A 22,532-nucleotide genomic window follows, 5' to 3' on the forward strand; every position below is an offset into this window, starting at 1 on the left:
AGTTTCAGCCATTGGGTCTGTGCAAAAACGCACTAGAATAATTCTACGACTGTATTTTAAGCGACTGCCATGACTCAAATTTTGCAAAAAAAACCGCCTGCGCTCAATATCCGTGCTGGCCATTTAGCACGCCAACTGATTGAACAAGAAGGTTTAAACGCTGCTCAAGTGGATATCCTGCCCGGTGCTGCTGGTGGCCCGAAAGGCATTGGTATTCAAGGTTTAGATCAGGCGATTTTTGCTGACTTTTTGCCACGTGCGCAACAAAAGCGTACTTTAATTGGTTCATCGATTGGCAGTTGGCGCTTTGCCAGTATTGCTGCTTGGGGAGCCATTGAAGGGACGAAACGCCTCTCTGAGCTGTATACCAATCTGAGCTTTCATAAAAAGATGAGCCGTCAAGAAGTCAGCGATGTGTGTCGTGGCATGCTGATCGATTTGATTCAAGGTCAAGAAGCGGCACTGGTTAATCACCCGGATTATCACCTCACTGTGCTTTCAGTCAAAGCTCAGCATATTTTCCAAAGTGATAAAGCTCTGCCGCTATTAGCCTCTGTCGCAGGAATCGTGGGAACGACAGCGCTCGCACGTAAACACAGTCGTTATTTCATGCAGCGTGTAATTAGTCAGCCTGTGTCAGGTCATCAATTTACCGTGGCGGATGATGGCTTTACCACGCATTACCATGCATTGACTCAAGACAGTGTCATGCCGTGGCTTATGGCTTCTGCATCTATTCCCGGTGTCATGGCCGCGATACGTGATATCCCTGATGCGCCACAAGGCAGTTACCGCGATGGCGGCCTAATCGACTATCACATTGACCTACCCTTCCAAAGTCAGGGCATCGTGCTGTATCCGCATTTCACGGATAGCATCACCCCAGGTTGGTTTGATAAATTATTTAAACGCCAAGCCAATCCTGAAAATCAGGCGCGTACCCTGTTGCTGTCACCTTCACAAGAATACCTTGCAAGCTTGCCGCTTGGCCGACTGCCTGACCGTAAAGACTTTACCCTCAAAGGCTTAGACAACCAACAACGGATTAAAATGTGGAACCAATGTGTGGCTGAAAGTCAGCGTATGGGCGATGAGTTTTTGGAAATGGTTGAGAAGCAACACTTTCCAGCAGTCATGCAAGCACTCTAAGCGTTACAGTAATCTCTTGCGAGGGACGCTATAATCCTGTTTCAGAATTTTGAGCTTATTTAGTATAGATTTATGCGGATATTTTTAACTGTTTTGCAGTATGCCTGCATCGCTTTTGCACTTTTCCTTGTTTATCAAGTGTCAACCGCCTTGATCAGCGGCCAATACGATTTAATGGAAGTAGTGGCAGATGTCGGTACCATTTTAATTTGTATCGATTTGGCGGTGTTTTTATTTACCAGTAATGCAAAACAAGGCATTAGCATCGAAGACTATGCGAAACAATTGGAACAAAAGCCGTCAAAATTGGTATATGTCACCCGTAAATTGGGACATTTCGGTATTTTGCTGATCATTACCAGTTGGATCGTACCGATGATTCGCTAAGCAATTTTAAGCAATAAAAAAACCTCCCAAATGGGAGGTTTTTTTATACAATAAGTTAAGACCAAATTTAAGTAACTATGATGATTACTGAAAGAGAGATAGCTAAATTATTTACAAGCAATTGCCTAAATGCAGTTGCAAGTGATGATTTATCATTTTTAAAAAGGTCAAAAATAGATAAAATAGCGCAAAAATACAATGCCTTGAACTATCATGATCTTTATCATAAAGCTTATATTGACTTAAGCAAAAATTATCGTAATGAATATATTTATAAAAATTTAATAGCTCAAAAAATTTTTTTGGGTCGGCACTCACTTGATTCTTCAATTCTTTTATCTGAGTTTAGGGTCGGAACAAATAAGGCTGATCTTGTTCTTTTAAATGGTTGTTCTACATGCTACGAAATTAAAACTGAATATGACAGTTTGATGCGTCTTCAAGATCAATTAGCTTCATACCTTAAAGTTTTTGATAAAGTGAATGTCGTTTGTTCCCAAAAGATGCTTGGAGATGTAATTCATCTAGCACCTATTGAAGTTGGAATAATTGAACTTACAAATAGAAATACTTTAAAAATTGTTAGAGAGCCAATTGAAACAAATCAACTTGATATCGAACTAATGATGAAATCCCTCAGAAAAGAAGAATATCAAGCCATCGCTGAAGAATTGTATAAATTAAAAATAGATGTTCCAAATACACGTTTGTTTGAACTTTGTGAGAAAATTATAAAAAATCACGACCCTAAAATTATAAAAAGAGTATTAATTGAGACTTTGAAAAAAACACGCAAAAACAATTCTAGAGCAATAAAATCTTTACCATTTTTTTTGACTAATGCGTTAATTAGCTTTAAATTTAATCACAATAAAATAGACGCTTTAATTAAAAAATTTTCGGAGAATCCACTTAATGTATTATCCAATTTTGAGGGGGAAGTTGAATGAACTTCTAGCTTTGAGAGAACTTGCTAAATTAGAACTACAAAACTTTATACCTGTAATTGAACCTGTAAAAAAAGACATTAAAGCACTAGTTAAGACAATTGAGAGCTTGAATGAATGTTCTATTGAACCATATATTATTATAAATCCAACAGTTGGTGATTTTTCAGACTCGCCTAAAGCTTTATATAAAGAGCTTAACCAAATTGATAACATCAGCTATCAAATTTTATATTCAATTAATCAAAAGACTGAACACTATAACGACTTTTTAGATGTTGGCAGTTTTGGGTTATTTATCCAAAAAGGCATCGACCAAGAAATTTTAGATTTTTCGGAATCTTCAAACATAAACTTTATTCAGAATGATACTAATCCTAATATAAAAAAAAGAATAAAAAATCGTGTCTCTTATGAAGATTTTTTTAGAAAGCAAGTAAGAAATGCAGACTATCCAACAGAATCTCCATTTTCGTCATTACATAGTTACTATAAAGAAGAGAATAATGTTGGATTTGCAGACTATACCATTACTGGTGACGATTTTAGTGAGGGTGGCGGACCAGCGTATGTTGTAACCATTCATTTTTCATATATTGATAAAAATAGATTCGATGAATTGTTTATTCGTCACTATTCTTCCGAAAATGATGGCACACCAACTAACCCTGGGGCTAAATTTCTTGAAGCACTGAATCGACTTATAAAAGATATTGAAGACGGTAAAATCCCTTTTTCAAACACTTATGCCCTAACTGAATTTCAATATTTACAAAAAATTGAGCACTTTCCGGGTTTAGGTCAAGTTAAAAAACTTTCAATCAAACACCATATTGAAACTATCAATACTTTCTTATCTACCTCTGTAGAGGTAAATGGATGAGTTCATCTTTATGCTGTGTAGAATGCTTCTCTGATAAAGCTTTAAAAAGAGCTATTGTTGAATTCAAACAATTTGGTCGATGTCATTTTTGTCATAAAAATGATGTATCAATTACCCTTATCTCTGATTTAGTTTCCATTACAAAATCTACAATAGAAAATTTATCTTATATGTTTGTCGAAGAGGATTCGGGAACAGAATTGATAGAAATTTTGGATAAGGATTTTAGGCTTTTTTCAGATGTAACTGATAAATTTAGATTAAAAAAAGAACTTACTCAAAATTTACCTGATACTTTACTAAAAAAGTATAAAACTGAAAATATAAGTGAGGTTTACCTACAATGGTCTGATTTCAAAGAAGAAATAATACATAAAAATCGTTTCTTTCCGCAAACCACGATATATCAACAAGCTTTTTTACCCTTAGGTAATCTATATAATAATTTCCAGCAATTAATTGAACAGCTAAAGCTACCAATTCACCCTTCAGAGTATTTTTATAGAGGAAGAATTAGTGAAAAAGTTTTAGATCGAAGTCTTATGGGAAAACCACCTGCTAATTTAGCGACAATAGGAAGAGCTAATCCTTATGGTATTTCTTACTTGTATTTAGCAAAAACTAAGGAAATTTGTATCAAAGAAATTAGACCAAATAATGGTGATACAATTTCCATAGCTAAATTCAATGTAACTCAACAATTAAATGTAATTGATCTTCGCTCACCAAGAGAAACCATTTCTTTCCTTTCTCTAACATCAACTAATTTCATAGAAATTTTAAAATTAGTAAGTCTTTTAGAGACTTTTGCTGAAGAATTATCATTGCCTGTACTACCTAACAATTCTCAGAGAGAATATATTCCCACTCAATTTATTACTGAATTTTTTAAAACACATGGCAATTTAGATGGCATTATTTTTAATAGCTCTTATGGCTATGGATATAACTTAGTTTTATTTGATGATCAATATTGTATAAGTTGTCCATCTTCGTCCATTGAGTTCGTTAAAATCAAAGGAATTTCTTTTGATCATGAACCTACATAAAAAAACCTCCCGCTCGGGAGGTTTTTTAACAATTAAAGATTACTTCGAACCTTTAATCCCTGCTTGTAATAACAACGCACCTAAACCACCAATTTTATTTTCTTGTGGTTTCGCTGCTTGAGGTTTTTTATGACCTTGTGGGCGGTCGCCTTGCGGACGGGCATGCTGTGGACGTTTCGCATGTGGCTTACGCTCACCGCGTTGCTCTTGCTGTGCATTGTCACGACGTGGTTGACGTTGTGGTTTCGCTGCAGCAGCACCTTCTGCACGCATAGACAAGTTGACACGGTTACGTTCAACATCGACATTCAAGACACGAACTTGAACAATTTGACCTGGTTTCACGACTTTGTGCGGATCTGCAACAAATTCATTTGCAAGTTCAGAAATATGCACTAAACCGTCTTGGTGTACACCCACATCCACGAATGCACCGAAGTTGGTTACATTCGTAACCACACCTTCAAGCTGTAAACCTTCAGTCAACTGCGCCACTTCTGTGATGTCTTCACGGAATTTAGCCGTGCGGAACTCTGGACGTGGGTCACGGCCTGGTTTTTCAAGTTCAGATAAAACGTCTTGAATTGTCGGTAAACCAAATTGGTCATTTACAAATGCTGCTGCATCGATCTGACGGATAATTTCAGTATTACCAATAATATCTTTTACAGTCGTCGCTTTTGCTTCCACAATTTTTGCCACCAAGTCATATGACTCTGGGTGAACTGCAGATGCATCCAATGGTTCAGAACCATCTTGAATACGTAAGAAACCTGCTGCTTGTTCAAAGGTACGTTCGCCTAAACGAGGTACTTTCTTCAAACTTTGACGGTTATCAAAACGACCATTTTCTTTGCGGAATTCAACGATTTGCTGTGCAATCGATTTATTTAGACCCGCGATATAACCCAAAATAGCAGATGATGCTGTGTTGACATCAACACCTACTGAGTTCACACAGTCTTCCACAACCGCTTCTAGCGTTTTTGCCAAACCGGTTTGGTTCACATCATGTTGGTATTGACCCACACCAATCGATTTAGGATCAATCTTCACAAGTTCAGCCAATGGATCTTGTAAACGACGTGCAATCGATACAGCACCGCGGATCGATACATCTAAATCTGGCAATTCATTTGACGCCAATTCAGATGCTGAGTAAACCGACGCGCCTGCTTCAGAGACAGACACACGAATCAAGTTTAAGTCTGTATTTGCTGCCATCATTTCAGCCACAACCGCTTCAGTTTCACGGCTTGCAGTACCATTACCAATCGCAATTAATTCAACATTGAATTCGCGGCAAAGGCGCGCAAGTTCAGCAACTGAACCAGCTTTGTCTTCTTTCGGAGCAAATGGGTAAATCGTGCTATATGCAAGAACATCACCTGATGCATTCACAACAGCCAATTTCACACCCGTACGGATACCAGGGTCTACACCCAATGTGCAACGTGCGCCTGCAGGAGCAGAAAGTAATAAATGACGTAGGTTTTCAGCAAAGACATCCATCGCTTCAGCTTCAGCAGCCAAACGTTTTTCAGTCAATAATGAATGTTCAATCGCAGGACGAACTTTACCGAGCCAGAACAATTTTACAGTTTGTTTTAAGAAATCTGCACGCGCTTGTGGTTGTGCTGTTTCTAAATTGTATTCAGTATCAATACGAGCCAATGGTGCATCATCTTCACCATCGACTTTTAAGCCCAAGACATTTTCTTGACGGCCACGGAGCATCGCCAATAAACGGTGTGAAGGGACTTTATTTAAGCTTTCAGAGAAATCAAAGTAATCACGGAATTTTTTACCGACTTCTTTTTTCTCATCGCTTGCAACTAAACTTTTCAACACTGCAGTTTTCGCAAATGTCGCTTTTAGCTCAGTGGTTAATGCAATATTTTGTGCCCATTCATCAATTAAAATGTGTTGAATCGCATCAAGTTGACTTTCAACATCTGCATAATCTTCATGGCTAAAGCCTGCCAAAGCTTCCGTAGGATCGATCGCTTCATTAAAGATTTTTTCAGCGATTGGGCCTAAACCCGCTTCTTTGGCTTTAAATGATTTACTGGTACGTTTTGGACGGTACGGTGCGTAAATCTCTTCTAAAGCATTTTTCGTTTCTGCTGCATTCACGCGAGCAAGTAAGTCATCAGATAACTTGTTTTGTTCTTTTAGAGATTCGATTACCTTTTCACGGCGCTCAAATAAATCACGCAGGTAAGTCAGACGTGTATCGAGCTGACGTAATTGAGTATCGTCCAGACCTTGCGTCACTTCTTTACGGTAACGTGCGATAAATGGAACACTGGCACCTTCATCAATGAGCTTGATGGCAGCTTCAATTTGATTTGGACGTACGGCAATTTCTTTTGCCAACTGCTGAACTAAGTCAGTCATCGTATTAGATCCCTGCAAGGATAAGTTCTAAAAGCCATGATTATAAAGACCAAGACCATAAAATCCACAATTGTTTTTATAAATTTATTCGTGGTTTTTAATGCCAGTTCATCTCAAATACACATTTTTTTACGAAACTGACTATGAAACAGCAAATTAGCGAGACTTAGATAAGCAAACTGATTCGAACAACATGTATACATTTGGTATCTATGTCTTGATTTTAACTGCAATATTTGTTGCTTTAGAGCATAGTAAATTTATATAAATGAATCGTATACTCAAGTGAAATCGACTTTTTGTTTACGATGACAATAAAGAATAAGGAGCACGTCATGAGTTTAGTTGTACCTGCTGAAAAAACAGATGCCGTACAAGCCGAAACCGACCGAGTCGAACGCATTCTGGTTGTCGATGATGATGTGCGTCTACGCACCCTCTTACAACGCTTCCTAGAAGATAAAGGTTTTGTGGTCAAAACCGCACATGATGCGACTCAGATGGATCGTCTGTTGCAGCGGGAACTCTTTTCCCTGATTGTGCTCGACTTTATGTTGCCTGTTGAAGATGGCTTGAGTATCTGTCGCCGTCTGCGCCAATCTAGCATCGATACCCCGATCATTATGCTGACCGCTCGTGGTAGCGATTCAGACCGTATTGCTGGACTTGAAGCCGGTGCAGATGACTATTTACCAAAACCATTTAACCCGAATGAGCTATTAGCTCGTATTCGTGCGGTCCTACGTCGCCAAGTGCGTGAAGTGCCGGGCGCACCAAGCCAACAAATGGAAGTGGTGTCTTTTGGTCCTTGGTCACTCGACCTGTCTACACGCACCTTAACCCGTGAAGGTCAAGTCGTCACATTGACGACGGGTGAATTTGCCGTACTCAAAGCATTAGTTCAACACCCTCGTGAACCACTGACACGCGACAAGTTAATGAATCTTGCTCGTGGTCGTGAATGGGGCGCGATGGAACGTTCAATTGACGTTCAGGTTTCTCGCCTGCGTCGTTTGGTTGAAGAAAACCCAGCACGTGCACGCTATATCCAAACCGTTTGGGGCGTGGGTTATGTCTTTGTTCCAGATGGTGCTGAATAATCCAAATAAATAGTAATAAAAAATTCCGCCGTTCATTAGGCGGAGTCTTTTCATTGAACATTAAATTTATCCAATAACCTGCGGTTCGCCTTACTTTTGTTTCGGCAAAAGTAAGCAAAACCATTGTCATACGCAAAACTCGTCTCATTTCTGCTTCATATCAGAATTATCGCAGAAACATAATCTATTCCATGCTTCCTGCCTCGAACAGTTGCGTATGACCTGAACGCGTATCCAACAGGGTTAATTGATCTCACACTCTAAAATTTACTCTAAGGATATAGCGTGAAACTCGAACCCATCGACCCACAGGAATTTACCGACTACGTTACCTACTCCGAAAAAAAACGGACACCTTGGGAACGCTTCCTCGATAAAATCAAACCCCGCTCTGCAGCCATGCGTACTACCGTCTTGGTCTTATTTGTGGTGTTTTTTAGCCTGTTTATGTCTTTATGGTTCTTTTGGCGCACACTCTATTTACCCGAAATTCAACAACATGCTCGTTATCTCGCAGTCGAGCTTGAAATCATTAACAATCCAGATTTACGGATTTTTCATAACAACGCTGAAGTGGATGTCGACGACTGGATGCGCAATCGCGTCGGAATCGAATATGTGACCGATCCGAAAGAATTCCCCAATGTCAAAGACAAAGTCATTGCAGAGTTCTTTACCAATCAAATTGAAAAGAAACTGGCCAAAGAAATGCGCATTGATAATACGACCGTGTATTTCCAATTTAAACCTGACCCACGCATCTGGATTCAAACCCCAGAAATGAATGGCAACTGGGTTCGTGAACCGTTAAAAACCTATGCCAACTATAGCGCAGAGCTAATCCTCGGTTGGTTATTGGGTATTCCGCTAATTGCCGGCATCATTATTTTAACCTTGGTTCGTCAGCTCAACCGTCCGCTAAAACGTTTACAAGATGCGGCAAACAACTACAGTAAGCACGGCACTGCCCCCTATTTAGAAACCAACCATGGGCCACAAGAAATTCGTGAAGTAAACCAAGCCTTTAACCACATGGTCTACACGCTGGAACAAACTGAACGTGACCGTCGTATTATGTTGGCCGGTATTTCCCACGATTTGCGTACTCCGCTGACCCGTATTCGACTCAGCGCAGAAATGATGCCTGATGATGACTTTCTAAAAGAAGGTCTGATCTATGATGTTGAAGATATGGATGCGATTCTGAATCAGTTCATTTCGTATATGCGTGACGGTTCAGATGAAGTACCACAAGATACTGATTTAAATGCGCTATTGCAGGAATTAGTGATTCAATTTAAACCTTTAGATATTCGCTTTGAACCTCAAGACTTACCGATTATTCAAGCACGTAGCCTGTCCTTAAAACGATTAATAGGGAACTTAATCAATAACTCAAAACGCTATGGTGCCGAGCCGATTGAACTGTCTACCGAATATGAAGGTGACCATATTCAAATTCGCGTTGCCGATAATGGCGAAGGGATTCCTGAAGACCAAATTGAAGACCTGATGCAACCTTTTGTACGTGGTAATGATGCACGTACCATTCAAGGCAGTGGACTCGGTTTAGCCATTGTAAAACGTATTGTGGATATTCACGAAGGTCAACTTTCAATTCACAATCGAGCAGAAGGTGGACTCGAAGCGATCATTTCTTTACCACTGCAAAAACTCGAAAATGATGAAATATTAAACAACAGCCCATTGGAAAAAATTAAGCAAAGTTTAACTGAACGCTTTTAACAAGCGTTCAAAAAAGCAACGAACAGTTTTGTTTAAGCTTTAACCATTGATATTTTTAACTTTATTATTCAGTAGTTTAAAAAACATAATAAAATCTTATACCCACATTTTTTCAAAAAATTAGACCTTAGCCTAACAGGTATGCAAAATGGCTTTTTTGATCGGTACAATCCGTATCAGTTTTGAGAATTTCACGAGAGTATATGATGTCTTTAGATCGCATCCGTTTAGCTGCCCTTCACGACAAAGTTATCAGCGCAGAAAAAGCTGCTGAATTCATTCAGGATGGTATGACGGTAGGTATGAGTGGTTTCACACGCGCAGGTGAAGCGAAAGCTGTACCTTTAGCGTTGGTTCAACAGGCTCATGCTAATCCTCTTAAAATTACCCTAATTACTGGCGCGAGCTTGGGTAACGATTTGGACAAAAAATTGACTGAAGCAGGTGTTCTTGCTCGTCGTTTACCGTTCCAAGTAGACAATACATTACGTAAAGCCATCAACAAAGGCGAAGTGATGTTCATCGATCAGCATTTGTCTGAAACAGTTGAACAAATGCGTAACCTTCAGCTTAAAAAGCCTGATGTGGCAATTATTGAAGCTGTTGCGATCACTGAAGATGGTGGCATCATCCCTACAACTTCTGTAGGTAACTCTGCAAGCTTCGCAATTTTTGCTGAAAAAGTGATTGTTGAAATCAACACCAACTTAAGCCCAGCATTCGAAGGCTTACACGATATTTATATCCCAACGTATCGTCCAACACGTCAAGCGATTCCATTGACTCAAGTTGACGAACGTATTGGTACACATGCAATCAACATCGATCCTTCAAAAATCGTAGGTATCGTATTTAACAACGAATTGCATGACTCTCCATCTACAGTGACTGCACCTGATGATGAAACTCAAGGTATTGCAAACCACCTGATCGCTTTCTTTGAAAAAGAAGTAGAAGAAGGTCGTTTACCGAAAAACCTTGGTCCATTACAAGCAGGTATCGGTTCAATTGCAAACGCAGTATTGACTGGTCTTAAAGATTCAAACTTTGAAGACTTGATCATGTACTCTGAAGTACTTCAAGACTGTACATTTGAATTGATCGACGCAGGCAAAATGAAATTTGCTTCAGGTTCTTCTATTACGCTTTCTGCTAAATATGGCGAAAAAGTATTTAATAACCTTGAACAATACAAAGACAAACTTGTATTACGTCCACAAGAAATTTCGAACCATCCAGAACTTGTACGTCGTTTAGGTATCATCGGTATCAACACTGCGCTTGAGTTTGATATCTACGGTAACGTGAACTCAACTCACGTTTGCGGTACAAAAATGATGAACGGTATCGGTGGTTCAGGTGACTTCGCACGTAATGCACACTTGGCGATCTTCGTGACTAAATCAATTGCAAAAGGCGGCGACATTTCTTCTGTTGTTCCATTTGCTTCTCACATTGACCATGCTGAACACGACGTTGACATCTTAGTTACTGAACAAGGTCTTGCTGACTTACGTGGTCTTGCTCCACGTGAACGTGCTCGTGCAGTAATCGACAACTGTGCTCACCCTATGTACCGTGATGCGCTAAATGATTACTTCGACCGTGCATGTGCGAAAGGTGGTCAAACACCTCACCTTCTACGTGAAGCATTGTCTTGGCACATCAACTTCGAAGAGAACGGCCACATGTTAGCTGCTCAACCAGAAGTTAAAACTGCTTAATTGACAGTGAAATAAGAAAACGCTCTTCGGAGCGTTTTTTTTATGGCTTTTATTTTTCAATATGACTTATCAAGTCTGCAAAACTCGACTAATCTAAATTGGTCAAAATACATGCTAAAACAAAAATTATGTTTATTATCCGCCCCTATCTCGAATCTGATTTAGATGATGTAATTGCACTTTGGGAACTCTGTGATCTGACCCGTCCATGGAATAACCCTGAAATTGATATTTTTCGAAAACTAGCGCAACGTGATCAATTATTTTTATTGGCTATCAAAGATGATCAATTGATCGCAACTGTGATGGGGGGCTATGATGGACATCGAGGCTGGGTCAATTATCTTGCTGTACATCCACATTTTCAGCGTAATGGCGTTGCCACCGCCCTCATTCAACAATTAGAAAAACGCTTAATTGCTTTAGGTTGCCCAAAACTTCAATTACTGATTCGCCAAGACAACATTGACGTACAAAATTTTTATGAACAATTGGGCTATGAAGAGGTTGAAGTGATTTGTTTGGGTAAACGTTTAATCACGGATTAATAGTCCGACAAATCTTCGGTCAATCCTTGAAGCAACATAAAAAAAATTCGACATTGCACCATCGAAACAAAAATGGATTGCATTGCTTGGCTTTAAATTTTAGGATTTGCCCCCATCATTTTCCCAGAACATAGAAAAGAGATTTCCCATGCGTGTAGATATCTGGTCAGACGTGGTTTGCCCATTTTGTTATATTGCGAAAAAACGCCTTGAAGCTGCTGCCGAAGAATCGGGTGTAGAACTTGAAGTGTTTTGGCATAGCTATCAACTTGATGCAGATGCGCCCGCTCGCCTAGAAATTTCTAATACTGAACGTCTAGCTCAAAAATATGGCCGCAGTATTGAAGAAGTAGAGGAAATGCAGCGCAATATTGCCGAAATGGCAAAAGCTGAAGGTATTGAATTTAACTGGCAAAAAGCCAATTCAGGCAATACTTTCAACGCGCACCGCTTGATTCATCTTGCACAAAGCAAAGGTCTCGGCAGTGAAGCCAAAGAAGCTTTCTTCTATAGCTATATGACGCAAGGCTTGGCCATTGGTGAACGTGAAACCTTAGAAGATGTTGCATCTCGTATTGGTCTAAACCCTGTTGAAGTCGATGACTTATTAGACTCAGATGAATTTGCTGATTTCGTCAAATACGACGAAGAAGTAGCACGCGATCAACTTAAAGTTACGGGTGTACCGTTCTTTGTATTTGAGCAACGCATTGCTTTAGCAGGCGCTCAACCGAAAGATGTATTTAAAAAAGTGATGGACAAAGCTGCGGAACTCCCTGAGCTTGCTCCTACACCTGTCTGTAATGATGAAAGCTGTGAAACACCTGAAAAATAATTCAGCGCGTTCAATCAAAAATCCCCGAACTTCGGGGATTTTTTATGATCAGTTTTTAACATCAATAAAATGAAACTTATTCCACCAAGAAGCTGATTTTTAAGTTCACTCGATATTCCGCAATTTTATTGTCTTTCACCACAACTTTTTGTTCATTAATCCATGCACCCTGAACGTTCTTTACGGTTTCAGTGACTTTATTAATTCCCGTTTGGATGGCATCTTCAAAACTTTTTGTGCTACTTGCATTTACTTCAACGACTTTAGCAACAGACATTGTATTTATCCTCATTGTTATGATTTTGAATCTTCATCATATGATTAAGTCACTTATTTTGGTTATTTTTTAAACATCAAAACAGCAAAATATTACATGTCTTACACAGGAGTGAATTCCACTTCGAGGGATTACAAACTGACCATCATTTATTACATGCTTTCTGTTTAAGCCAAGGCCACTACCGATTAGGCTAAAAGCTTCATTCTTCAAACGATCATGCTCGGGAGTAATGTCATGACTATTGAACCTCAAGCAACTTCTGCTGAAACCGAACTATCTACCAATACAACCCCTCAAACAACCACCAACGAGTCCCAAACAGGGAAGAATAGCTTTCTCTCACGTTTTTCTCCGACCGTCAAAGGTGCTGCGATCGGAGCTGTTGCAGGCAGTATATTACCTGTTTTTGGTACGATTAGTGGTGCCATTATTGGTGGTATCGCAGGCAAAGTCTATGAAAAGAAATGTGCCAAACATTCATAGATTTTTCATCTATATCTGAGTGATACGCCGCTGTCACTCAGCCACTAAAAACTCTAGAGCAATAACTCTAATAGACTGTTTTATATGAATATTAAATCCTACCATTTATCTTGTGTTGCCGAATCGATCATTTTTAATTGATTATTTTTTGATATTATTTTCACATAAATTCAAGTGATTAATTTTCTCCCTGACTCAATTTTTGAGTTACTAATGATTGATAGGAATACACATGAACGCAATCAAATATGCTATGGCTGTTGCTGTGATGGCGCTTTCTGCAACTGTTTCTGCACAAATCGTTTACGTACCTGATTTTCCAGTAAAAAAAGCTGTAACTGCTGAAACTGCCAATGCAGAGAGCCAAGCTCCAGCTGCTGATACAACTGAAGTTATCACAAACACAGAAAAAAAAGCTTAATTTTTAGCTGATTTTTCCATAAAAAAACCGATGGCTCCCACCATCGGTTTTTTATTTTATGTGCCTTTACTTTGGGCTTTATTCTTTACTTAACATTAAAAATGAACATCTAAAAGCGCTCGATCGCTGATGATGACTTCAAAAAAATTGATCAAACCATACCGCTATATCTTTTGCAAAACATATCTTTAAGCTAATGATTTGGTATTATTTTTAAACAAAATGCGCATTAATTGTCATATTTAACGCTTAATTTGTAGAAGCTGACATTTATTTCCATGTTTTTTTTAATGAAATCTCTATAATCAAATGAACTAATCGACTTCTTTATTTTTAAATTTACATTGTCCTATGCAAGAACTTCAGGCACTGATACAAGGAAAAATTTCACCGCAGGTTATAGATATTGAACGCCTGATTGAATTGGCCAATACATATCGAAACCCGAATTCGGCTGAATATAAATTAGTAGAACTTGCAACCAATATTGTATTGGCTAAATATTTAGAAAAAGCACAAAAAGTCCTTTAGGAAGTGGACAAATGAATTTACAAGACAAAGTACAATTAATAAAAGAAATCCATGTACTGACCCATCAACTTGAACATCGTGCTTTGAATTTTTATGAAACTGCGCTTTCTAAACGTCGAATTCATGAAATTTTTGCCTTATGCGACGAACCAATTTTTCAAAAGCAAATATTAAGTTATCGTGCATTAACTAAGCCACAAATGGCTGCCACTGAATTTTCCAAACAAACGCCATATTCATTGTTATTTCGTGGCTATTTTAACCATGATGCTGCACTTGAAAATGCTTTATATCAATATCCAGAGATGGGTTGGGCCTTGCTGCATGACCATAAATTAGGTTGGCAAGTGTGGATGATTCCAGCCAAACAGCGCACAGCTCTACTCAGTGAATGGGGCAATTTTAGCGAATGCTATGATTGGTTAATTGAACAACAACAGCTATATAAATGTTTAATCAGTGATACCGATCTACGTCTACATGCCTTACGCCTAAAGGATGAAATCATCACAGCGCCAAGCTGTGTTGCAGCAAGTGTGGACGACCTACTGCCAATTGAAGCGATAAATAAAGACGGATCTGTCGATCTAGATCATTGCGATAAGCAAATCAATGAAGCGGATACGTTGCTTGATAACTCAAATACAAATAAACCGGAGCTTTCTGCACCTGATACCATTCCTCTTGTTCTAATTGAGCAGCCAACACATGTGCCATCGGAGGAATATCTCAACTCGACAATGGCAGGCGTTGAACTTCCTGAACAGGTTCAAATCGCTCAATACACCGCTCGCGTTCAAAAGCTGCAAAACATCGATGCACAATTGGCCTTGTATGAATTGCAGTTTATAGATCAGCCTGAACTCACAACGCAACTTGATGTTCTAATGCATACGACAGATGGTACAGATTGGAAAAACCAGCCACTGTATTTAGCAGAGCAAATCAATATCGAAGGTCGCTTCATCAAATATCTCTTGTTGTTTGGTGCGCAAACGCAAATGGAAGCCATTCGACTCTCTCAGCTGTTTTGCCAACAACATCAACATGAACTTGCTGCGATTAAAGTCTTATCATGGGACAATCTAGAGCAACTCTGTGCTGCACCTGATCAGCTCTATCAACAGTCTCAGCATGCTGAAATGATTTGGTCGCAAAACGACTATTATCCATTTATTCCGGCACAGTTAATTCATACGCAAAAATTCATTCATTTTGATGAACCTGAACCGACACTACATACCCCGTTGTTATTATTACAAGAACGTCAAAAAATACGTTTAATCCACGGTCAAAAACGCATGGCACTCTTGCGTACCGAACAAGCCCTTCCTTATTTGATCCTCCATCGACAGCAAGGTTTAAATTGGCAAAGCATCCAAAATGTGATCCAAAAATTGCCTCAACCCATTGATGTGATTTCGCTTTATCAAGCACTTAAGCAAACGACCGAAGATTAATTGCATTTATTTTGTAGTTTGGCTTGCATTTATCCGACAAAAATAACAAAACTACAGATGCAGGATACTCAGATGATAATTAAATAGAGCCAAAACATATGCATAAAAAACAACAGTACTTTATTCGGACTTTGCTTTTTTCCGCATCAATAAGCTTGATGTATCAAGTTGCTTGGGCCAATGAAACTGATGCTGTCGTCAATGAAACTGAGGGGCAACATTCTCAGGATGTGCCTGCAACCGAGCAAAGTTCACCGTATATCATGCCAAAGACCTATGATTTTTTAGATCAAATTCCACGTTGGATTGATACAACACCGACCTTCTTACCTGAACAATCAGATCACCCCATTGTTCCGACAACAGAACAAACGGAAAATAATAGCTGGACCGATCGACAACAGAAGAAAGTCCGAAATTGGGCAGATCGAACTGCCGTTCGCATGGATAACTGGTTTGGGCAAAGTGAGCCTGATAAACCAGCCAATGCTACCCTTAGGGTGATTTTAGACAACAGTTGGAATAAGCACGATGAATACGAAATTAAGCCACGTATTCGCGGTAAAATTAAGCTTCCCACTTTAGAAAAAAAATTGAGTGTGGTCTTTGGTGATGACTCACTTGATAATGAATTAGAAAATAATGCTGCAATTACCAATGAAAACCCTGCGGGGCGTAGTGATAAAAATTATGACAATAAGCAAACCCGTGAAGATAACAGTTCACTGGCTTTACGTTGGTCAGAAATTTCAGATCGACTGCCCTTCGAAACTGACGTTGATCTCGGTTTACGTTCTGGTGATGACCTATATGTCCGCTTAAAAGCAGCTAAAAAATGGCAACTCGACAATGATTACAGTTTTTTAGCCGAACAAATTTATCGTTATGGTATCGATAGTGAAAATTATCTAAGAACCAATTTAGAATTAACCCATGCCCGTCCAGGCCAACCCTTTATCTCAAACCAATTCAACCTGACCTATGCAGATGCACAGGATGATGATCTGAAATGGGATAACTTCAGTTACCGCCAACACCAATTTTTTAAAGGTAACCGATTCAACTACGGCCTATATACAGGTGGTTTTTACAATAACGATCAACTGCGTTTAAACAGTTGGGGACCCTATGTATCATGGCGACAGCCCTTTCTACGTGAATGGTTTTATATCCAAGGTGATCTCAACTACCTCAACAACCATCGTGACGATAAAAGCCACTTTGTGGGCGCTTTAGTGCGCCTTGAAGCCTTGTTCTAATACCCTCTATTTCACAGCGAATAAAAAGCCCATCTCAACAGGATGGGCTTTTTTTAAATAACTCAGCTTCAATTTTTCTTAATCACACGCACACGATCATTACGTACAAAACTCGGCTGTTTTTCAGCGACTTTTTTCACTTTAGGAAAACTATACTGAACACGATCATTTCGCATCACACGGCGACTATCTACAAAAGGATTGATATCATATTGTGCGATTTGTTTTGAAACCTGCACACGGTCATTACGCACCATTTTTTGCTTAGAGCTGTCTGCCTGAGCAGATTGCATGAGGCCCATAGAGAGCAGCGAGCCCATTACAGCGATCACTAAAATTTTCATCTTAAGATTCCCAACACTTAATGATCGTTATTATAGATTAATTATTTATTTTTAATCTATTTTAAAGATTAAAACATGGACGTTTTTATTCATGTGCTCTATCGAAAAACCAAATAAAAAACCTCCCGAAGGAGGTTCATTTCATATCTACCGTTACTTCAGCAATAAGCTGTTAATCCGTTTGATGTATTGGGCAGGATCTTCGGGTAAACCGCCTTCAGCAATCAACGCCTGATCAAAAATAACATTTGCTAAGTCATCAAACTGCACCGAACTTTCTAATTTTTGTACCAACGGATGGGATGGATTGATTTCCAAGACTGGTTTTGACTCGGGAACCGCTTGTCCTGCTTGTTTTAGCATACGGACCAGTTGCGGTGATAACTCACCCTCAGCCACCACCAAACACGCAGGAGAGTCCACTAAACGTGTTGTTACACGCACTTCAGAGGTCTTATCTTTTAACGCATCCGACAGTTTTTCAACAACAGGTTTAAACTGCTCAGCAGCTTCCTCAAGTGCTTTCTTCTCTTCAGCATCTTGTAGATCACCCAAATCAACTGCACCTTTCGATACATTCTGTAATGGTGTTCCATCAAACTCAAAAACAAATTCCATCGCCCACTCATCCACTCGTTCAGTCATGAGCAGCACTTCGATACCTTTTTTCTTGAACAATTCAAGTTGTGGTGAGTTTTTCGCAGCATTTAAACTATCAGCAGTCACATAGTAAATTGCCTTTTGGCCTTCTTTCATATTGGCTTTATAGTCTGCAAATGATGTTTTCACTTCATCATTATTTGACGAAGCAAAGCGTAATAATTTTAGAATACGCTCACGATTCGCCATGTCTTCGCCTAAGCCTTCTTTTAAGACTGAACCAAACTCAGCGTAGAATTTTGCAAACTTCTCTTGATCAGCAACATCTTCAGATTTCGCCAAACCATCTAGCACCGTTAAAATACGGCGGGCGTTACCTTCACGAATCGTTTTAACGTCGCGACTTTCTTGTAATAATTCACGGCTTACATTAAGTGGTAAGTCTGCGCTATCCACCACACCTTGAACAAAACGTAAATAATTAGGAATCAAATTATCCGCATCATCCATGATAAATACACGTTTCACATAGAGCTTAATTCCTGCTTTAGCTTCACGTGTGAAAATATTGCTTGGTGCGCGAGATGGAATATAAAGTAACTGTGTATATTCCGTACTTCCCTCTACACGGTTGTGTGTCCACGCAAGCGGAGCTTCAAAATCATGGCTCAGGTTTTTATAAAACTCAGTATATTGTTCTTCACTGATCTCATTTTTATTACGCGTCCATAATGCACTTGCTGAGTTAATCGCTTCCCATTCATCCGTCAGTACATATTGACCAGGTTTTGCTTCTTCGCCTTCGGCAGCTTCCTCTTGTTGCCAAACTTCTTTCTGCATCTCAATTGGCAAACTAATATGATCAGAGTATTTATTAATAATCTGCTTAACTTTGTAACGATCTAAATAATCTAAAGCATCCTCGCGTAAATGCAAAATGATGTCGGTTCCACGTGAAGCCTTATCAATTGGCTCTACATCAAACTCACCTGTACCATTACTAACCCAACGTACCCCTTCAGCGGCATTTACCCCAGCACGACGTGATTCCACTGTAATTTTTTCAGCAACAATAAAACCTGAATAGAAGCCCACACCAAATTGACCAATCAATTGTGCATCTGACTTTTGATCACCCGTAAGCTTCGACATAAAATCTTTAGTGCCAGACTTAGCAATCGTACCCAAATGATCAATCGCTTCTTGTTGTGTCATACCAATACCATTATCCGAAATGGTAATTGTCTTCTGCTCTTTATTTAAATGAATACGCACATGTAAATCTGGATCATTTTCATAATATTCAGGATGGTTAATGCCTTCAAAACGTAATTTATCGCAGGCATCAGATGCGTTTGATACCAACTCACGAAGGAAAATTTCAGGATTTGAATATAAAGAATGTGTTACTAAATGCAGTAACTGAGCCACTTCCGCTTGGAAGCTGTGTTTTTGAGATTGTTGTTCGCTCATCAGTCTCTCCGTTCATACTAAGTAAAATTATCAATTGCCTATATGAATGGAGGGACTTCACTATTTTTCAATAGTGTGAATGGAAAATTTTTATTCTATCGCACTAAATTTTAAGGTTTAAAAAGGTCCTTGTTTATAAACGCGGTCCATGTAAAGATCTAGTTTTTGCTGCCGCATTTTATATACATCACTTAAACAACTGACATTGTCACGGCACTGATCGCGTAGTTGTAGCCATTTAATTTGTTGATCTTGAATTGCACCACGTGTCCCCATGGGAACCAAATGACGAATAATCGTATAGGTCGTGGCCATTTTGACATCGGCATCATTAATACTCGGGTTATCACAAACCGCATGTTCGGTAATGGTTTTCGCCTTTTTACAATCAAAACTTGCGGCATAACTTGTCGAAATAAAATAAGCACTGCCCAAGACCAGCATACCCTGAATAATTTTTTTCATCGTCTTTTCTCTTCTTCCAACTTGCTGATTTATTTTGACTCTAACAGTTCCACCTTAATTTTCTATTGCCTATTTGTTCAATTCGATCAACTGATGAATGGAATATGCTGCATAAAAAACCCTGCCTAATGGCAGGGTTTTAAGATCAGTTACAGCTTAGAATTTGTAGCTATAACCAATTGTATACACCATAGGATCGATATCTAAATCAAATTTAGGTACACCTGTAATTTCCACTTCTGGGCTAATCTGAGCATAGCGTGCATCAAAGAAAACACCCCAGTTTTTTGCATCAGCTGGCTGGTAGTTAAAACCGACTTGACCTGCAAAACCAAAGTCTTCTTTTACTTTTACTTTAGCACCAGCTAAATCACCACTTGCTTTTTCATCCCACGCAACAAATGCTGTACCACCTACACCAATATACGGTGTGAAACGTGTTGAATTTTTGAAGTTATATTTTGCAGTAATTGTAGGTGGCAAATGTTTAACCTTCACACCAGCATCTACAGCACCTGTAACATTTACATCATGACTTATTGGCGTTGCCAAAAGTAATTCAGCTGAAATGTTGTCATTAAAGAAATATTCAATTGATGGTGTAAATGCATATTCATGATCTGCTTCAACATTTACTGCGCCGTTTAAAATACTTGTGTCAGAAGTAGGGGCTACCACAGAACCACCAACTTTCACTTGCCATTGACCAGCCATAGCTGATGCAGACATACCCAATAATGCAATAAGAGCAGCTTGTTTTAACATTTTAAAGCAACCTTCTGGAATGAATAATTAATATTAAACATTAGTATTAAAATTATGCAACATTATTATTTTATAAATTTTTACATTATTATATAAGTCATTATTAATTAAAAATATTTATTTTAATCATAGCACAATGCTTGGTTTTATATTTTCACCATTATAATTAATTTATTATTCATAATATACCAACCTTTTTAATCAGAATTAATAAAATGAATTATTTTAATCCAACCAAAATCCTCAGGATTAAATAACAAAAAAGGCGATTATATAATCGCCTTTTTATTTATCTTTGAAAATTTTTTAGAGTACCATTGCGGCAATCCAACCAAAGATCATTAATGGAATATTGTAGTGAATGAAGGTCGGTACCACACTATCTTTCATGTGGTCATGCTGACCATCCATATTAAGACCTGATGTTGGCCCTAAAGTTGAGTCTGATGCTGGAGAACCTGCATCTCCCAAAGCTGCTGCTGTACCAATAATTGCAATCGTTGCCGCTGGGCTAAAACCAAATTGAATACAAAGTGGTACATAAATAATGGCCAAAATTGGGATTGTTGAGAATGAAGAACCAATACCTAAGGTAATTAATAGCCCTATCAATAGCATCCAAAATGCAGCTAAACCTTGGCTGTTTCCAATCCATTCAACCGAAGCTTGTACCAGTATTGGTACTTGATTCGTAGCCTCAATCACAGATGCAAAGCCCTGCGCAGAAATCATAATGAAACCCACCAGTGCCATCATGCGCATACCACTGATAATGACATCATCGGCTTCTTTCCACTTAAAAATACCTGCACAGCTTAAGATCGCAACACCAACCAGACCCGCCAAAATCATCGACTCAGATATGACTTGAACAGAAAGCGTAGCAACTACTGCTACCGCAGCCATGATCAAAGTAAATTTAGCGACTTGTGGTTTACCATTTTCATCTGCTTTTACATCAGATGAGATGGTGTGCTGTGATTCCTTAACCTGAACGTCAGCATACTCTCGTGGTTTACGGTAGCTATAAAAAACAGCAATTAATAAGCCAACAAACATCCCAAATACTGGAACTGCCATAGCAGTTGGAATTTGATCATAGCTGATGTTGAAACCGTATGGCTTACCAAAGGTATTGATGTTTTGACCTAAAATATCATTAAGGAAAATAGCACCAAAACCAAAAGGTACCAGCATATAAGTCGCCACAAGACCAAAAGTCAGAACACAAGCAATCAAACGACGGTCAAGTTTTAAATGATTAAATACACTGAGTAATGGTGGAATTAATACTGGAATAAACGCAATGTGCACTGGAATCACGTTTTGTGAACATACGGCGGCTAAAGCGATAGTAGCGAAAATTACGTATTTCACGCGATTCTGGGCTTTCACATTACTGTTACCTTTGAGTTTAGTAATGAGTTGATAAGCCAGTAAATCTGGCAAACCTGAACGCGCAAGTGCCAAAGCAAATGCCCCCAACACGCCATAAGCAAGTGCGATTTGAGCACCGTTGCCTAAGCCACTATTAAACGCTTCGATGGTGCCATGAATACCAAGACCAGCTAACAAGCCACCTGTTACTGCACCAATGATCAGCGCAAATACAACAGGCACGCGTGCCAGCGACAGTCCAAACATGACTGTAATTGCGGCAAGAATAGCAAACATAAGAAAAAA

The 22,532-nt window shown here is 39.0% G+C and carries 22 protein-coding genes; 15 read left to right on the top strand and 7 right to left on the bottom strand.

What is annotated here, in order from left to right:
* The first annotated feature begins 69 nt into the window (after positions 1 to 69).
* The 5 genes from FTU12_RS01545 to FTU12_RS01565 all read left to right on the top strand — a co-directional run bounded on the left by FTU12_RS01545 (position 70) and on the right by FTU12_RS01565 (position 4,415).
* Positions 70 to 1,149 (top strand): patatin-like phospholipase family protein, encoded by a 1,080-nt coding sequence (locus FTU12_RS01545; protein WP_180113604.1) that lies wholly within the window; start codon positions 70 to 72, stop codon positions 1,147 to 1,149.
* A gap of 72 nt (positions 1,150 to 1,221) precedes the next feature.
* Entirely contained in the window at positions 1,222 to 1,536 is a 315-nt protein-coding gene (locus tag FTU12_RS01550; protein ID WP_078189807.1) for a hypothetical protein, read from the top strand.
* A gap of 77 nt (positions 1,537 to 1,613) precedes the next feature.
* The gene (locus tag FTU12_RS01555) at positions 1,614 to 2,486 is read left to right on the top strand and encodes a sce7726 family protein (protein WP_180113605.1); all 873 of its coding nucleotides are present in this window, start codon (positions 1,614 to 1,616) and stop codon (positions 2,484 to 2,486) included.
* The gene (locus FTU12_RS01560) at positions 2,452 to 3,366 is read left to right on the top strand and encodes a sce7725 family protein (protein ID WP_180113606.1); all 915 of its coding nucleotides are present in this window, start codon (positions 2,452 to 2,454) and stop codon (positions 3,364 to 3,366) included. Before FTU12_RS01555 ends, FTU12_RS01560 begins: the two co-directional genes overlap by 35 nt.
* On the top strand, positions 3,363 to 4,415 hold the full coding sequence (locus FTU12_RS01565) for an RES family NAD+ phosphorylase (protein ID WP_180113607.1): 1,053 nt from the start codon (positions 3,363 to 3,365) through the stop codon (positions 4,413 to 4,415). The genes FTU12_RS01560 and FTU12_RS01565 overlap by 4 nt, the downstream gene beginning before the upstream one ends.
* Before the next feature lie 39 nt (positions 4,416 to 4,454).
* On the opposite strand, the gene FTU12_RS01570 is transcribed toward FTU12_RS01565, so the two are convergent.
* Positions 4,455 to 6,815, bottom strand: coding sequence for a Tex family protein (locus FTU12_RS01570; protein ID WP_180113608.1), 2,361 nt, complete (start codon positions 6,813 to 6,815; stop codon positions 4,455 to 4,457).
* 335 nt (positions 6,816 to 7,150) lie between these two features.
* Between FTU12_RS01570 and ompR the strand changes: the two genes are divergently transcribed.
* The 5 genes from ompR to FTU12_RS01595 all read left to right on the top strand — a co-directional run bounded on the left by ompR (position 7,151) and on the right by FTU12_RS01595 (position 12,768).
* Positions 7,151 to 7,915 (top strand): two-component system response regulator OmpR, encoded by a 765-nt coding sequence (gene ompR, locus FTU12_RS01575; protein ID WP_078189809.1) that lies wholly within the window; start codon positions 7,151 to 7,153, stop codon positions 7,913 to 7,915.
* 285 nt (positions 7,916 to 8,200) lie between these two features.
* Entirely contained in the window at positions 8,201 to 9,661 is a 1,461-nt protein-coding gene (locus tag FTU12_RS01580) for an ATP-binding protein (protein ID WP_180113609.1), read from the top strand.
* A 206-nt stretch (positions 9,662 to 9,867) separates the two neighbouring features.
* Entirely contained in the window at positions 9,868 to 11,385 is a 1,518-nt protein-coding gene (locus FTU12_RS01585) for an acetyl-CoA hydrolase/transferase family protein (protein ID WP_180007250.1), read from the top strand.
* A 128-nt stretch (positions 11,386 to 11,513) separates the two neighbouring features.
* Complete coding sequence (locus tag FTU12_RS01590; RefSeq protein WP_180007058.1) at positions 11,514 to 11,933, top strand: GNAT family acetyltransferase; 420 nt, start codon at positions 11,514 to 11,516, stop codon at positions 11,931 to 11,933.
* Between the two features lie 148 nt (positions 11,934 to 12,081).
* Positions 12,082 to 12,768 carry a DsbA family protein gene (locus tag FTU12_RS01595; protein ID WP_111885832.1) on the top strand — a complete coding sequence of 229 codons (687 nt, stop codon included), beginning with the start codon at positions 12,082 to 12,084 and terminating at the stop codon, positions 12,766 to 12,768.
* A 76-nt stretch (positions 12,769 to 12,844) separates the two neighbouring features.
* Here FTU12_RS01595 and FTU12_RS01600 read toward each other — a convergent pair whose 3' ends face one another.
* Positions 12,845 to 13,045: a dodecin family protein gene (locus FTU12_RS01600; RefSeq protein WP_067761311.1), complete on the bottom strand. Its 201-nt coding sequence runs from the start codon at positions 13,043 to 13,045 to the stop codon at positions 12,845 to 12,847.
* Positions 13,046 to 13,282: 237 nt separating this feature from the next.
* Here FTU12_RS01600 and FTU12_RS01605 point away from each other — a divergent pair, with 237 nt between their 5' ends.
* From FTU12_RS01605 to FTU12_RS01625, 5 genes are all read left to right on the top strand, one after another.
* Positions 13,283 to 13,531, top strand: a complete 249-nt coding sequence (locus FTU12_RS01605) for a glycine zipper domain-containing protein (protein ID WP_218946142.1) — start codon at positions 13,283 to 13,285, stop codon at positions 13,529 to 13,531.
* A 232-nt stretch (positions 13,532 to 13,763) separates the two neighbouring features.
* Entirely contained in the window at positions 13,764 to 13,952 is a 189-nt protein-coding gene (locus tag FTU12_RS01610; RefSeq protein WP_111885834.1) for a hypothetical protein, read from the top strand.
* 351 nt (positions 13,953 to 14,303) lie between these two features.
* Entirely contained in the window at positions 14,304 to 14,483 is a 180-nt protein-coding gene (locus FTU12_RS01615) for a hypothetical protein (protein WP_078189814.1), read from the top strand.
* Positions 14,484 to 14,494: 11 nt separating this feature from the next.
* On the top strand, positions 14,495 to 15,943 hold the full coding sequence (locus FTU12_RS01620) for a hypothetical protein (RefSeq protein ID WP_180113610.1): 1,449 nt from the start codon (positions 14,495 to 14,497) through the stop codon (positions 15,941 to 15,943).
* Between the two features lie 98 nt (positions 15,944 to 16,041).
* Positions 16,042 to 17,202 (top strand): hypothetical protein, encoded by a 1,161-nt coding sequence (locus tag FTU12_RS01625; protein WP_180113611.1) that lies wholly within the window; start codon positions 16,042 to 16,044, stop codon positions 17,200 to 17,202.
* Positions 17,203 to 17,270: 68 nt separating this feature from the next.
* Here the strand turns inward: FTU12_RS01625 and FTU12_RS01630 are convergent, their stop codons facing one another.
* The 5 genes from FTU12_RS01630 to FTU12_RS01650 form a co-directional block, all read right to left on the bottom strand.
* On the bottom strand, positions 17,271 to 17,546 hold the full coding sequence (locus FTU12_RS01630; protein ID WP_180113612.1) for a hypothetical protein: 276 nt from the start codon (positions 17,544 to 17,546) through the stop codon (positions 17,271 to 17,273).
* A 153-nt stretch (positions 17,547 to 17,699) separates the two neighbouring features.
* Positions 17,700 to 19,619, bottom strand: a complete 1,920-nt coding sequence (gene htpG, locus FTU12_RS01635) for a molecular chaperone HtpG (protein ID WP_180065892.1) — start codon at positions 19,617 to 19,619, stop codon at positions 17,700 to 17,702.
* Between the two features lie 117 nt (positions 19,620 to 19,736).
* On the bottom strand, positions 19,737 to 20,084 hold the full coding sequence (locus tag FTU12_RS01640) for a lysozyme inhibitor LprI family protein (protein WP_180113613.1): 348 nt from the start codon (positions 20,082 to 20,084) through the stop codon (positions 19,737 to 19,739).
* A gap of 156 nt (positions 20,085 to 20,240) precedes the next feature.
* Positions 20,241 to 20,849 carry an OmpW family protein gene (locus FTU12_RS01645; protein WP_180113614.1) on the bottom strand — a complete coding sequence of 203 codons (609 nt, stop codon included), beginning with the start codon at positions 20,847 to 20,849 and terminating at the stop codon, positions 20,241 to 20,243.
* A 306-nt stretch (positions 20,850 to 21,155) separates the two neighbouring features.
* Positions 21,156 to 22,523, bottom strand: coding sequence for a Na+/H+ antiporter family protein (locus tag FTU12_RS01650; RefSeq protein WP_180113615.1), 1,368 nt, complete (start codon positions 22,521 to 22,523; stop codon positions 21,156 to 21,158).
* Between the last annotated feature and the right edge of the window lie 9 nt (positions 22,524 to 22,532).

Origin of the sequence: Acinetobacter sp. YH12063 (assembly GCF_013419715.1) — a bacterium.
Taxonomy (GTDB): domain Bacteria; phylum Pseudomonadota; class Gammaproteobacteria; order Pseudomonadales; family Moraxellaceae; genus Acinetobacter; species Acinetobacter amyesii.

What these genes read in the sequence shown, in the direction of transcription:
- FTU12_RS01545 (WP_180113604.1), top strand. Translation starts at nt 70, where the DNA reads ATGACTCAAATTTTGCAAAAAAAACCGCCTGCGCTCAATATCCGTGCT.
- FTU12_RS01550 (WP_078189807.1), top strand. Translation starts at nt 1,222, where the DNA reads ATGCGGATATTTTTAACTGTTTTGCAGTATGCCTGCATCGCTTTTGCA.
- FTU12_RS01555 (WP_180113605.1), top strand. Translation starts at nt 1,614, where the DNA reads ATGATGATTACTGAAAGAGAGATAGCTAAATTATTTACAAGCAATTGC.
- FTU12_RS01560 (WP_180113606.1), top strand. Translation starts at nt 2,452, where the DNA reads ATGTATTATCCAATTTTGAGGGGGAAGTTGAATGAACTTCTAGCTTTG.
- FTU12_RS01565 (WP_180113607.1), top strand. Translation starts at nt 3,363, where the DNA reads ATGAGTTCATCTTTATGCTGTGTAGAATGCTTCTCTGATAAAGCTTTA.
- FTU12_RS01570 (WP_180113608.1), bottom strand. Translation starts at nt 6,815, where the DNA reads ATGACTGACTTAGTTCAGCAGTTGGCAAAAGAAATTGCCGTACGTCCA.
- ompR (WP_078189809.1), top strand. Translation starts at nt 7,151, where the DNA reads ATGAGTTTAGTTGTACCTGCTGAAAAAACAGATGCCGTACAAGCCGAA.
- FTU12_RS01585 (WP_180007250.1), top strand. Translation starts at nt 9,868, where the DNA reads ATGTCTTTAGATCGCATCCGTTTAGCTGCCCTTCACGACAAAGTTATC.
- FTU12_RS01590 (WP_180007058.1), top strand. Translation starts at nt 11,514, where the DNA reads ATGTTTATTATCCGCCCCTATCTCGAATCTGATTTAGATGATGTAATT.
- FTU12_RS01595 (WP_111885832.1), top strand. Translation starts at nt 12,082, where the DNA reads ATGCGTGTAGATATCTGGTCAGACGTGGTTTGCCCATTTTGTTATATT.
- FTU12_RS01600 (WP_067761311.1), bottom strand. Translation starts at nt 13,045, where the DNA reads ATGTCTGTTGCTAAAGTCGTTGAAGTAAATGCAAGTAGCACAAAAAGT.
- FTU12_RS01605 (WP_218946142.1), top strand. Translation starts at nt 13,283, where the DNA reads ATGACTATTGAACCTCAAGCAACTTCTGCTGAAACCGAACTATCTACC.
- FTU12_RS01610 (WP_111885834.1), top strand. Translation starts at nt 13,764, where the DNA reads ATGAACGCAATCAAATATGCTATGGCTGTTGCTGTGATGGCGCTTTCT.
- FTU12_RS01615 (WP_078189814.1), top strand. Translation starts at nt 14,304, where the DNA reads ATGCAAGAACTTCAGGCACTGATACAAGGAAAAATTTCACCGCAGGTT.
- FTU12_RS01620 (WP_180113610.1), top strand. Translation starts at nt 14,495, where the DNA reads ATGAATTTACAAGACAAAGTACAATTAATAAAAGAAATCCATGTACTG.
- FTU12_RS01625 (WP_180113611.1), top strand. Translation starts at nt 16,042, where the DNA reads ATGCATAAAAAACAACAGTACTTTATTCGGACTTTGCTTTTTTCCGCA.
- FTU12_RS01630 (WP_180113612.1), bottom strand. Translation starts at nt 17,546, where the DNA reads ATGAAAATTTTAGTGATCGCTGTAATGGGCTCGCTGCTCTCTATGGGC.
- htpG (WP_180065892.1), bottom strand. Translation starts at nt 19,619, where the DNA reads ATGAGCGAACAACAATCTCAAAAACACAGCTTCCAAGCGGAAGTGGCT.
- FTU12_RS01640 (WP_180113613.1), bottom strand. Translation starts at nt 20,084, where the DNA reads ATGAAAAAAATTATTCAGGGTATGCTGGTCTTGGGCAGTGCTTATTTT.
- FTU12_RS01645 (WP_180113614.1), bottom strand. Translation starts at nt 20,849, where the DNA reads ATGTTAAAACAAGCTGCTCTTATTGCATTATTGGGTATGTCTGCATCA.
- FTU12_RS01650 (WP_180113615.1), bottom strand. Translation starts at nt 22,523, where the DNA reads ATGTTTGCTATTCTTGCCGCAATTACAGTCATGTTTGGACTGTCGCTG.